The sequence below is a fragment of the Frankia sp. AgB32 genome (assembly GCF_023243045.1).
Taxonomy (GTDB): domain Bacteria; phylum Actinomycetota; class Actinomycetes; order Frankiales; family Frankiaceae; genus Frankia.
Window position 1 is genome coordinate 1 of the sequence record NZ_JALKFX010000095.1, and the last position, 12,818, is coordinate 12,818.

A 12,818-nucleotide genomic window follows, 5' to 3' on the forward strand; every position below is an offset into this window, starting at 1 on the left:
GGGGGGGGGGGCGGCGCCCCCCCCCCCCCCCCCCCCCGGGGGGGGGGGGGGGGGGGGGGGGGGGCGCCCCCCCCCCCCCCCCCCCCCCCGTTCGCGGTCGGGCCGCCGGCTCTCATGCCTTCGCGCCTGAACTCTCCGTGAGTGTTGTATCTCTATGTAGTCAGATGATGGCTGTAGGTTGGCCACGTCCTGGAGGGAGAACGGCGAAGGGCAGGTGCCATGCGGGTTGTCGTCGCGACAGAGGCACGGTTTCACCGGGGGCTCCACGACACCGTGCTGGCCCGCACTCCCGGGGAGGCGTACCAGCACTGGATCTCCTACCTAGGCCCCTACCAGGAGGTTGTCGTGCTCGGTCGAGTCGGCCCCGCGGTCCCCACGCCCGCCGACCCCGCCGCCGCACCGCCGCGGGACGAGGGTTTCCCGGTAGAGGGCGACGGAGTCCGGGTGGTCGCGGTGCCGCCCTACCTCGGGCCGGCGGGCTACCTCCGCACCCGCCGATTGCTACGCTCCGTGATTTCCGCCGGACTCGCCGGCGGCGGGCCGCTCGCGCCGACCCTGTTCCAGCGCGCGGCCGACCCGGCCACGCTGCCCGCGGCCGGCCGGTCACCGCACATCGTCGACACCCGCTACCTGGCCGTGATGCCCGGGCTGGTCGGCGCCGCGCTCATCCGCGCGGTGCACCGACGGGGGCTGCCGTACGCGATGGAGGTCATCGGCGATGCCGAGGCCGTGGCCGGCGGCATGTTCGGCGCCTGGGCCCGCCCGGCCGCCCACCGCTGGATGGCGCGCCGCGCCGGCGCCGCCCGCGCGGTCGGCTACGTCACCCGGGAGACGCTGCAACGGCGCTACCCGCCGGCCGCCGACGCCCTCACCGCCCACTACGCCTACGGCCGCCTCGGGCCCGAGGACTTCACCCCCGCCGCCCGGCCGCTGTCGTCCCGACCGCCCGTCCCGGCGACCCTGGTGACCATCGGTTCGCAGGACCGCCGGTACAAGGGCCATGACGTGCTGCTGGAGGCGGTCAGGCTGCTGGACACCTGGGGGCACCGGGTGCGGGTGGTCATCGTCGGCACCGGGCGGCACCACGGTGAGCTCCGGCGCGCCGCCCAGCGGTCCGTGCTGACCCCGATCGTCGAGTTCGTGCCGACTCTCGACCGGGCCGGCATCCGCGCCGTGCTCGACGCGGCCGACCTGTTCGTCCTGCCGTCGCGGACCGAAGGCCTGCCGCGCGTGCTCATCGAGGCGATGGCCCGCGGCGTGCCGGCGATCGCAACCGCTGTCGGCGGCATCCCGGAACTGCTCGCGCCGCAGGATCTCGTCCCCTCGGACGATCCGCTGGCCCTCGCCGTGCGCATCGCCGAGGTGCTGCTGCGACCCGACCTGCTCGCGGCGATGTCGACCCGCAACCGGTCCGTCGCCGAGGACTACCGCGGGGAACGGATGGCCGCTCGGGCCCGGGCCTTCTACACGGCGATAGCCGCCTGGGACACGCCCGCCCCGGCCGTCGGCCGGGCCCCCGGGGGCCCGGGGCGGGGGTGGCGCGGGGGGGGCGCGCCGCGGGCCCGCCCCCCCCCCCCCCCCCCCCCCCCCCCCCCCCCCCCCCCCCGGCCCGGCGGCCGCCCCACCGGGGGCCCGGCCGGCTCGTCGCGCGGTGTCGACGAGCCGGTTCCCGGCCACGCGATGGATCCCGCCGGGGCGTTGCGTCCCGCCGTTCCCCTGCGCCGAACCGCGCCGCTGCCCCCGCCGGCCCCGGCTGCGGTTCCCGCCCAGCGCGCGAGGCGGCCCAGACCGTTGGCGGGTGCCCCCGGGCCGGAGCCACGGGCCAGGCGGGAGAGCGTGAAAGCGGCCCAGGCCGGCCGCGGTGGCCGTGGTGGGTCGCGGGCGACGAGCGCGAAACCCGCGCCACGCCCGACGCCCGGCGCCACCGGCACGGCCGGCTCCGCCAGTACCGCCAGTACCGCCGGTACCGCCGGCACCGCCGGCACCGCACGATCGACGGACGGACGGTCATGACCCCGGAAATCGCACCGCCGACGGCGGCCGGCGGCTCGGGCCTCGACCACCGGCCGGCCGCGCCGCCGGTCGGACCGCTCGCGCCCGCCGAGCACGGCGCACCGGACACCGCACCGCCGCGGGACAGTCCGACCGTGAACCCGGCGGGGCCGGTCGGCGCGGCCCGGCCCCGCCGACCGGTGCGGGTGGTCGAGGTCCTGGGCCGGATGGACCGCGCCGGCGTGGAACTGCGGGCCGTGAACCTGCTGCGCCGCCTCGACCCGGAGGAGTTCCGCCTCGAGTTCGCCGTGACCTCCGGTGCCCGCGGCTCGCTCGACGCCGAGATCCGGGACCTCGGCAGCGAGGTGTACTACTGCCGGGTCGACCTGATGTTCCCCTGGCGGTTTCTGCGCCTGCTGCGCGAGGTGCGGCCCGAGGTCGTCCACTCCGCCGTCGCGACCTTCTCCGGGGTGGTGCTGGCGCTCGCCCGCCTCGGCGGGGTGCGACGGCGGGTGGCCTACTTCGTCAGCAGCGCCGACCGGCACGGCGACAGCCTGCGCGGGCGGGTGCAGCGGGCGTTCGGCCGCCTGCTGCTCGACCGGTTCGCCACGGACATCGTCGCCGTGAGCGAGGCGGCGATGCGCGGACTGTGGCGGGAGAACTGGCGGCTCGACGAGCGTTGCCGGGTCGTCTACAACGGCGTGGAGCTGGAGCCCTCCGGCGTCGCGATCGCCGCGCGCCGCCGCGCCGAGGAGTCCGCCGACCACGACGAGGACACGATCACCATCGCCCACATCGGTCGCCCGGACCCGCTGAAGAACCGCGGCCGCGCGATCGAGGTGCTCGCCGCGCTGCGGTCCCGGTCGGTCCCGGCGCGGTTGCGGGTCGTCGGCCGCCAGGACGCCGCCGAGACGGCCGAGCTCACCGCGCTCGCGGACCAGCTCGGCGTCACCGCGTACGTCGAGTTCACCGGCGAGGTCCGGGAGATCCCGCGGCTGCTCACCGGTTGCTCGCTGCTGCTGGTCACCTCTCGCCACGAGGGCATGCCCACCGTCGTCCTGGAGGCGCTGTCGGTGGGGACCCCGGTGCTGTCCGCGGATCTGCCCGGGGTCACCGAGATCGCCCGGTTGCTGCCCGGGGTGACGACGCTGCCGCTCAGCGCCTCGGACGCCGTCTGGGCGGACACCGCCGACATGCTCACCGCGTTCCCGCCGACCATCGACCAGCGGCGGGAGGCCATGCGGCTGCTGCGCCGGTCCCCGTTCACGATGGACAACTGGCAGCGGGACATCACGGCGGTGTGGTCCTAGGCGATGCCTGCCCCGACCCGAGCCGGTGGAGCCCCCGAGGCCGACCCGGCACGCCGCAGCGCGCGGCCGCCCCTGGTTCCGGCGTCCCTGGTTCCGCCGCGACAGCCCCGGACCCACGGGTTCGCGGTCAGGCCGGCCGCGGCCGCCCCCCGTCCGTCCGTGGGTCCCGACAGCTCGCTCGCGCAGCCCGCACGCCGAGGGGTCGCTGCCCCGCCCCGTCCGGGCGTGGCCGCGTCCGCCGCGTCCGCCGCGTCCGCCGCGTCCGCCGCGTCCGCCGTGCGGGCCGCCGCCCCCGGCCGTGGCGTGGCCGCCCGCGCCGCGTCGCCGCCACCCGTCCGCCGGCCCGCCGGGCTGGCGCTCGCGGGCTGCACGCTCGCGCTGTTCGTCGTCGCGGCCTGGTCGTCGTCGTTCGCCGCGCTGCCCGAGCGGAGCGCCGCCCGGGTGGCCGTCGCCGTTGTCGTGACCTGCGTGGTGCTGTGCGTGCGGGCGCAGCCGCGCGGGGTGTGGGCGTGTTCGTCGGTGTACCTGATCACGTTGTCGGTGTTCCACTTCGGGGTGGCGGCGCTGTTCGCCACGGACACCTCGTTCGGCCGGATTCGGGCCCAGTACGACTTCCGCTGGCTGTCCGTGTTCCCGATGAGCAGGCTGTTCGCGGTGGCGACGCTCGGGGTCGTCAGCGCCACCGTCGGGGTGGCGGCGCTGACCTGCTGGCGGGCGGTCCGGCCGAACCCGGTGGCCGACGTCGACCCGCCCGCGTCCGACGAGGTCGTCCGGCGGCCGGACCTGCGGGCGCCCGCCGGGTTCGTGCTCCTCGGTGTCTCGGTCGTCGGGCTGGTCGCGACCGTGGTCGCCACCGGCGGGCTCGGGTTGCTCTTCGGTTCGTACTCCGACGTCGGACAGACCGCGCTGCGCGCCCCCGCGGTCCCCTACGTGCTGTTCGGGATGGGCCTGGGCCTGGTGCTGGCCGTCATCGGCGGGCCGAGTCGCTGGCGGCGGGCGGCGGTCGTGCTGTTCGCGGTGTTCGCGGTCGTGGCGCTGCCGCTCGGCCTGCGCGGCGAGGTGATGTTCCCGGCGGTCTCTGCGGCGGCGGTGGCGGCCCGCCGGCGCGTCGTCGTGCGCGGCGTGGTGGTGCTCGTCGGCGCGGTCCTGCTGCTCGCGTTCATCGGCGGCCTGCGGGAGATCCGCGAGTCCGGCCTGTCCGCCGTCCGGCTGCAGACCATCACGTTCAGCCCGGTCGACGGGATCGCGGAACTCGGCGCGTCGATCCGCCCGATCGGCTCGGTCCTCGAATGGCGCGACGAGCTCGGGGAGCGTCCGCCGCCCGGGTCGACCTTCTACGGTCAGCTCGACCGGTTCGTCGAGGGCCGGCTGCTGGGCCACCCGCAACCGTCGCAGTTCAGCGACGAGCGGCTGTTCAACGTGCTGATCATGAACCGGGAAGGCCCGATCGGAGGGTCCCCGATCGCCGAGGCCTACTACAACTTCGGCGCCACCGGGGTTGTCATGTTCCTGCTGCTGACCGGCCTCACGGTGGCCTGGATGGACCATGGCCGGTCGACGCGGCGGACCGGGACGGCCTGCCTCGTCCTGCTGGTTCCCCTGGTCGTCGAGGTGCGCAACGCGTTCGCGGCCGTCCCGTCCCAGGTGCTGCTCGGGCTGGCCGTGCTGGGCCTGATCAGGATGGCGGAGGTCGGCGTCACCCGGCGACGTGCCATCGAGGCCGCCCGGGACGCCGCCACCCGCCGGGCGATCGCGGACCGTCACGCCCCGGCGGCCGCCGGGCCGCCGAGACCGGCGCCCTCGGGCAGCCGGCGCGGCCCGTCCATGGGCGCTCGGGCCGGCCGGCCCCGCGGCCGGCCGTCGGTACGGCTGCCCGCGCCGGGTGCCCTCGCGGCACCGACCGTGCCGGCGTCGGCCCCCGCGACGGTGCCGGTGCCGGTGCCGCGGGCGCGGGCGCGGGGGGACGCCCGGCCGCACCACATGCCCACCATCGGCCGGGCCGGCGCGGTGATCACCGGCCTGTTGGGCCTCGCGGCCGTCGCGAGTCTCGGCCAGGCGGTGCTCACCGCGCGGATGCTCCCGCTGGCCGGCCGCGGTGTGCTGGTGGTGGTGCTCACCGTCTCCGCGTTCGGCGCGCTCGTCGGCGGGCTCGGCACCAACGTCGCGTTCCGGCACTACTTCGGACTGCCCGACCCACCGGTCTCCCTCGGCGACTACCTGGGCCTGACCCTGGCCATGACGCCGATCGCCGTCGTCCCCATCACCGGGGCATCGATGCTGGTGCTCACGCTGTCCGGCGGGGCACGGATCGACGCGGGCCTGGTGATCGCCGCGGCGCTGCTCGCCGCCGCGAACATGCTCGCGACCCAGACCCTGGACGCGCTCAACGCCGCGGGTTCGATCCGACTGGCCGCCGGGATCGTCGCCGGCACCGGACTGGTCCAGCTGGGGCTGCTGGTCGTCGGGCCGCACCACCCCTCCCTGGTCCACATCCTGCTGGTCATGGCGCTGGGCTGGGCCGCGCAGGCCGCCGTCTGCGTGGCCGCCCTGGCCTGGTCGGGGATGTCCACGCGCCCGCGGCGCGACCAGGTGGCGTGGCGGCTGCTGATCGGGAAGGGCCTGCCGGCGCTCGGGCTCAACGTGGGCGCGACCGTCGCCTTCCGGTTCGACCGCCTGCTCGTCGCGGCGTTCGGCGGGGCGGCCGCGGCGGCGGTGTACTCGATCGCGTCGGCGACCTGCGAGGCGCTGCGCCTGCTGTCCGGCTCCGTCGGCCAGGTGGTGTTCCACCGGGCCGCCCGGGGCTACCTGTCCCGGCCGGCGCTGGCGCGGGCGACCCGCGGGGTCTGCGTGGTCCTGCTGGTCGCCGCCGGCGTGCTCGTGCTGCTCGCGCCGTGGCTGCTGCGCACCCTGTTCGGGCCGGGTTACGCCGGGGCCGTCACACCGATGCGGCTGCTGCTGGTGGCGGAACTGCTGCTGGCGCCGTTCCTGATCGAGTGTCGGGTACTGACCGGTCTCGGCCGCACCCGGGCGGCCGGCGGGGTCGGGCTGGTCGGACTGCTGCTGTCGGTGGCGACCTATCCCGTCCTCGTGCCCTGGCTCGGACCGGCCGGCGGGGCGATCGCGAGCATGCTCGCCTACACCCTCATGTCCGTCCTGACCCGCCTCGCGCTGCGCGGGGAGCTCGCCCTGGTCCCCGCCGGCTTCCAGCCGGGCGCCACCCCGGCGCCGCGGACCGCCGAACAACCACGGCTGGACGGACCGCCGGCCATCCTCGGGAAGGGATCATCGTGACCACCCACCTCTCCGGCACGGACCGACCGACCCCGTCCCCTCCGCCTCCGCCACCGCCGTCGCCGGGGGACCGGCCGCGGGCCACTCTCGTCGTCCAGCCGGGCGCGCACGGCGGCCGGCTGGTCTTCTACCGGCAGGCCGCCGACGCCGACTTCTGGGACCGGCTGTGGGACGAGCAGGCGGTGGACTACCGCCGGGCCCGCGCCGGCCATCTCCCGCCGCACCTGCGTCGGGCCGTGCGCCGCTACCTGCGCCCGGGCGGCCGGGTGCTGGAGGCCGGCTGTGGGCCGGGGGAGTTCAGCGTCGCGATGGCCGCCCGGGGCCACACCGCCGAGGCCGTCGACTGGGCGCCGCGCACCGTCGAGCGGCTGCGGACTGCGGCGCCGGGGATGCGGGTGTGGCAGGGCGACGTCCGCCGGCTCGACGTGCCCGACGGCCACTACGACGCCGTCTACTCGCCCGGGGTGTGCGAGCACTTCGTCGAGGGCCCGCACGAGGTGCTGCGCGAGACCCTGCGGGTGCTGCGGCCCGGTGGCATCGCCCTGGTCTCGACACCCTGCTTCAGTCCACTGCTGCGGTTCAGTCCACTGTTGCGGCCGGGCCCGAGGCTCGGCTTCGGCCCGCGCGGGCGCGCGGCCGGCGCCGCCGCCCCGCCGCCCGGAGCCGGCGAGTTCTACCAGTACGCGTTCACCCCGGCGGAGCTGACCGTGGTGCTGCGGGAGGTCGGCTTCGAGCGGGTGCGGGCGCACCCCTACGGAGCATTGGCCACCGTGCTGGAGTTCACCGGGCCTGGGCGGGCCGTCGCCGCCCGGGTCGAGCGGGTGCGGCTGCGGCCGTTGGAGGCCGGGTTGGACCTGCTCGGCGCCGCCCACCTGTCCGGGCGGGCCTGCCTGTGGGTGGCCCGGCGCCCGGACCCGTCGCGGCCGGCGCGGCCGGGGCGTACCGCGGTCCCGGCGGACCGTTCGACCACCGTTCGGGAGGAGCGTTCGGCATGAGGATCGCCACGTTGGTGAAGACCGGGGACGGCCCGTTGTGGATCATCCCGCACGTGCTGGCCGCCCGGGCCGCGGGCGACGAGGTCGTCGTCCTGCTGCCGTCGCCGCACCACGCCGACAGCAGGGTGGCGCGGGAACTGACGGCGCAGGGCGTCGAGGTCCTCGAGAGTCCCGCCCCGCTGCGCGGCGGGTCACCGCTCGCGCAGCTCGCGGGGGTCCGGCGGCTGCGGACGTTGCTGTGCGGACTCGACGTCGACGTCGTGCACTACCACCTGTACGCCTCGGCCCTCGCGGCCCGGCTGGCGACGCTGGGCACCCGGATCACCCGGGTGCACATGGTCGCCGGGCCGCTGTACCTGGACAACGGACTGATCCGGCGGGTCGAACGGGTGCTGTGCCGGCTCGACCACCTGCTGATCGCGTCGAGTGGCGACATCGCGACGCGGTACGCGGCGCTCGGCGTGCCGGCGCACCGCCTGCGCACCCTGTCCTACGGGGTAGACCTCGCGCGGTTCACCCCGGCCGACGAGGAGCGGCGCCGGGCGGCCCGCGCCGAACTCGGTCTGCCGGCGGACGAGTTCGTCGCCGTCTGTGTGGCGTACTTCTACCCGCCGAAACGGCTCGTGCGGCCCGGCCAGGGGGTCAAGGGACACGAGGTGCTGCTGGCGGCGTGGGCCCGGTTCGTCGAACGCGGCGGTACGGGCACCCTGATCCTGCTCGGCGGCGGCTACGGCGAGGCCGGCGAGCAGTACCGGGATCGGCTGCGGGCGTGGTCCGCGACGCTGCCCGGCGCGGACCGGATCCGCTGGGTGCAGAGCGTCACCGACGTGTCGCCCTACTACGCCGCGGTGGACGTGAACGTCGTGTCGTCCTGGTCGGAGAGCTACGGCGCGGGTGGGGAGGCCTCGGCCTGCGGGGTGCCGTCGGTGTCCACCGCCGCCGGCGGCCTGCCCGAACTCGTCGATGCCGAGACCGGCTGGCTGGTCGGCCTCGGCGATGTCGCGGGGATCGCCGACGGCCTGCGGGACGCCGCGGCCGACCGCCGTACCGCCGCGGCGCGCCGACGGTCCGTGGCGGCCCGCCAGCGAGCCGAGCGGCTGCTCGACCGGCGGGCTCTGAGTCACGAGGTGGTCGCCGCGCTGCACGCCGCCGCGTCCGGCCGGCGGGCTCGGCGGGACACGCTCCGCCGGGTGGCGCGGGCGGTTCCCGGCTGGCCGCCACGGCGCGGCGCCGGTGCCGCGGCGCGCCCGCGTTCCGGCCCGGCGGCGGCACCGCCGGTCCGTCCTGGGCCGGCGGGGACGGCGCCCGGACTGGTGGAGCGGGTCCGATCGACCATGCTTCCCGCCCTGCCGGTGCGCGTGCTGCGGGCGACGCGGCGGACCTACCAGCTGCGCACCGACCCGGTCGGCTATGCCCGCGGGATCGGTGTGCGGGTCGGTGCGGACTGCCGACTCGTCGAGGTCACCGCTGCCACGTTCGGTGCCGAGCCCTATCTGATCAGGCTGGGGGACCGGGTCGTGATGGCCGGCGGCGTCCGGTTCCTGACCCACAACGGGGCGGCCGCCCGGATGCGTCCGAGGCACCCCGACATCGACGTCGTGGCACCGATCCGGATCGGTGACGACGTGTTCCTCGGCCTGAACGCGATCATCATGCCGGGGGTCACGATCGGCTCCGACGCCGTGGTGGCGGCCGGAGCGGTGGTGACCAGGGACGTTCCCGCCGGGCGCCTGGTCGCCGGGGTGCCGGCGCGGGTGGCGACCGACGTGGCGTCCTTCGAGCGGCGGATGCTGGCGTTGTCGCAGGGCACCGGTGCGATGAGCCCGCGGCGCAAGCGGGAGGTGTTCCTGGAGCGGTTCGGAGCTGCGCTGGCGGCGGATGTCGAGCAGCCACGATCCGACCTGTTCAGCTTCGCCGAGTAGATCGCCCCGCCACCTTTGGCACCGGACGGTCCGGGGGCGGTGGATGCTGGCGCGTTCGGCGGGTACCGCTGGGAGGAGCCCGCGGCGCGGGCGGGAGGTCCTCCCGGGCCGGTTCGCGGCCCAGCTCGGGGCCGATCCGCCCGGGTGTCGATCTGATATCATTAGCGTTGCTAAATAAAAAGGCGCTCGGTTGCCGAGCCGGCATCCCGGCCGCGTCGGCTGTGTCACAGACCCTCGGCGGCGATACCTGTCGACGAGGAATGCCAGGATGGAGACCAGCCGGCCGAGGATGGCCGATGTCGCGGGCGGCCCGTGCGCCATGGGTCCGCCGCCGGCGGCGTCGCCATGGCGTTGCCGCAGGGGCGTGGCCATGGTGGCGAGCCTCGTCGTCCGCAGGTGACGGACGGCGGGTGACGAGGAGGAGAACGATGGACAGCTTCGGCAGTACCGGATCGCTCGCGGTAGGTGACCGCACCTACACGATCAGGCGGCTGGACGCGGTGCCCGGGGCCGATCGACTCCCCTATAGCCTGAAGGTGCTGCTGGAGAACCTCCTGCGCACCGAGGACGGCGCCAACATCACCGCGGACCACGTCCGGGCGTTGGCGAACTGGGACCCGTCGGCGGCGCCGAGCCAGGAGATCCAGTTCACGCCCGCCCGGGTGATCATGCAGGACTTCACCGGCGTCCCGTGCGTCGTGGACCTCGCCGCCATGCGCGAGGCGATGGCCGCCCTCGGCGGTGACCCGGCGAAGATCAACCCGCTCGCGCCGGCCGAGCTGGTCATCGACCACTCCATCATCGCCGACCACTTCGGCGGCCCGGACTCGTTCCAGCTCAACGCGACGCTGGAGTTCAACCGCAACCGGGAGCGTTACCAGTTCCTGCGCTGGGGGCAGGCGGCGTTCGACAACTTCACCGTGGTCCCGCCGAACACCGGCATCGTGCACCAGGTCAATCTGGAATACCTGGCCCGGGTCGTGTTCACCAAGGACACCGCCGAGGGCACGCTGGCCTACCCGGACACCCTCGTCGGCACCGACAGCCACACCACGATGATCAACGGCCTGGGCGTCCTCGGCTGGGGCGTCGGCGGCATCGAGGCCGAGGCCGCGATGCTCGGTCAGCCGGTCAGCATGCTGATCCCCACCGTCGTCGGCTTCAAGCTGACCGGAGAGCTGCCCACCGGCACGACCGCCACCGACATGGTCCTCGTGATCACCGAGCAGCTGCGCAAGCACGGCGTCGTCGGCCGGTTCGTCGAGTTCTACGGCGAGGGCGTCGCGAACCTCCCGCTCGCCAACCGGGCGACCATCGGCAACATGAGCCCCGAGTACGGCTCCACCTGCGCGATCTTCCCGATCGACGGCGAGACGCTGAACTACCTGCGCCTCACCGGCCGCCCGGCCGAGCAGGTGGCACTGGTCGAGGCGTACGCCAAGGAGCAGGGGCTCTGGCTCGACCCGAGCCACGAGGCCACGTACACCACCACCCTCGAGCTGGACCTGTCCACCGTGGTGCCGTCGCTGGCCGGCCCGAAGCGGCCGCAGGACCGGGTTCCGCTGTCCACCGCGAAGCAGGCGTTCCGCGCGGCGCTGCCCACCTACGCCAAGGCCGTGACGCTCGCGAACGGCGGCGCGGACGAAGCCGACGCCGAGTCGTTCCCCGCCTCCGACCCGGCCGCCGCCTTCGCGGACAAGCCGTCGGACGCGCCGGTGTCGGTCAACGCCGTCGCCGGGCCGGTCGCGGACCGCCCGTCCAGCCCGACCCCGGTGACCCTCGCGGACGGCACCGTCGTCGAGCTCGACCACGGCGCGGTGGCGATCGCCGCGATCACCTCCTGCACCAACACGTCGAACCCGCAGGTCATGATCGGTGCGGCGCTGCTGGCCCGCAACGCCGTGGCGAAGGGCCTGACCCGCAAGCCGTGGGTGAAGACCACGCTGGCGCCGGGCTCGAAGGTCGTCATGGACTACTACGAGCGCGCCGGGCTGATCCCGTACCTGGACAAGGTCGGCTTCAACCTCGTCGGCTTCGGCTGCACCACCTGCATCGGCAACTCCGGGCCGCTGCCAGAGGAGATCAGCGCGGCGGTGAACGACGCCGACCTCGCGGTGGTCAGCGTGCTCTCGGGCAACCGGAACTTCGAGGGCCGGATCAGCCCCGACATCAAGATGAACTACCTGGCGTCCCCGCCGCTGGTCGTCGCCTACGCGCTGGCCGGCACGATGGACATCAACCTCGACACCGACCCGCTGGGCACCGGCACCGACGGCCAGCCGGTCTACCTGCGTGACATCTGGCCGAGCGAGTCCGAGGTGTCCGCGGTCGTCGCCGACGCGATCCAGTCGGAGATGTTCGAGTCGGACTACGCCGACCTCTCCGGTGACGAGCGCTGGCAGGCCCTGCCGATCGGCGACGGCGGCGAGGTGTCCCGGACGTTCTCCTGGGTGTCCGACTCCACCTACGTCCGGCACCCTCCGTACTTCGAGGGCATGGCCGCCAAGCCCGAGGCGCGCACCGACATCATCGGCGCCCGGGTGATGGCCGTCCTCGGTGACTCGGTCACCACGGACCACATCTCCCCGGCGGGCTCGATCAAGAAGGACTCGCCGGCCGGCCGCTACCTCACCGAGCACGGCGTCGCCCCCGGCGACTTCAACTCCTACGGCTCGCGGCGCGGTAACCACGAGATCATGATTCGTGGCACGTTCGCCAACATCCGGCTGCGCAACAAGCTCGTCCCCGGCGTCGAGGGTGGCGTCACCCGCCACCTGCCCGAGGGTGAGCAGATGGCGATCTACGACGCGGCGCAGAAGTACGCCGCCGAGGGCGTGCCGCTGGTCGTGCTGGCCGGCAAGGAGTACGGCTCGGGCTCGTCGCGGGACTGGGCCGCCAAGGGCACCTCGCTGCTCGGCGTGCGGGCCGTCATCGCCGAGTCCTACGAGCGGATCCACCGCTCCAACCTGATCGGCATGGGCGTGCTGCCGCTGCAGTTCCCCGAGGGCCAGTCGATCGAGTCGCTCGGCCTGACCGGCGAGGAGGTCTTCACCATCACCGGTCTCGCCGACGTGGACGAGAAGACCCCGACGATCACCGTCCAGGCGGGGGAGAAGTCCTTCGGCGCGGTGGTGCGCATCGACACCCCCGGTGAGGCGGAGTACTACCGCCACGGCGGCATCCTGCTGTACGTCCTGCGCTCGCTGCTCTAGCACACCGCCGCCTACGCACGTGCGGGGACGCGGGCCCCCCCCGGGGGAGGCGGGGCGGGCGCGCCCCCCCCCCCCCCGCCCCCCCCCACCGCGCGC

At 75.1% G+C, this 12,818-nt stretch carries 6 protein-coding genes; all 6 read left to right on the forward strand.

Going from position 1 to position 12,818, the window contains the following annotated elements:
• The first annotated feature begins 219 nt into the window (after positions 1-219).
• Positions 220-2,013 (forward strand): glycosyltransferase family 4 protein, encoded by a 1,794-nt coding sequence (locus MXD60_RS22090; RefSeq protein ID WP_248821251.1) that lies wholly within the window; start codon positions 220-222, stop codon positions 2,011-2,013.
• Positions 2,010-3,302 carry a glycosyltransferase gene (locus MXD60_RS22095; protein WP_248821252.1) on the forward strand — a complete coding sequence of 431 codons (1,293 nt, stop codon included), beginning with the start codon at positions 2,010-2,012 and terminating at the stop codon, positions 3,300-3,302. Before MXD60_RS22090 ends, MXD60_RS22095 begins: the two co-directional genes overlap by 4 nt.
• A 225-nt stretch (positions 3,303-3,527) precedes the next feature.
• On the forward strand, positions 3,528-6,593 hold the full coding sequence (locus MXD60_RS22100) for an O-antigen polysaccharide polymerase Wzy (protein WP_248821253.1): 3,066 nt from the start codon (positions 3,528-3,530) through the stop codon (positions 6,591-6,593).
• A complete protein-coding gene (locus tag MXD60_RS22105) occupies positions 6,590-7,588 on the forward strand; it encodes a class I SAM-dependent methyltransferase (protein WP_248821254.1) in 999 nt (332 codons plus the stop codon). Before MXD60_RS22100 ends, MXD60_RS22105 begins: the two co-directional genes overlap by 4 nt.
• Positions 7,585-9,510 (forward strand): glycosyltransferase, encoded by a 1,926-nt coding sequence (locus tag MXD60_RS29005; protein WP_283098783.1) that lies wholly within the window; start codon positions 7,585-7,587, stop codon positions 9,508-9,510. Before MXD60_RS22105 ends, MXD60_RS29005 begins: the two co-directional genes overlap by 4 nt.
• A 428-nt stretch (positions 9,511-9,938) precedes the next feature.
• Positions 9,939-12,722 (forward strand): aconitate hydratase, encoded by a 2,784-nt coding sequence (locus tag MXD60_RS22120; protein ID WP_248821255.1) that lies wholly within the window; start codon positions 9,939-9,941, stop codon positions 12,720-12,722.
• The last annotated feature ends 96 nt before the right edge of the window (positions 12,723-12,818 follow it).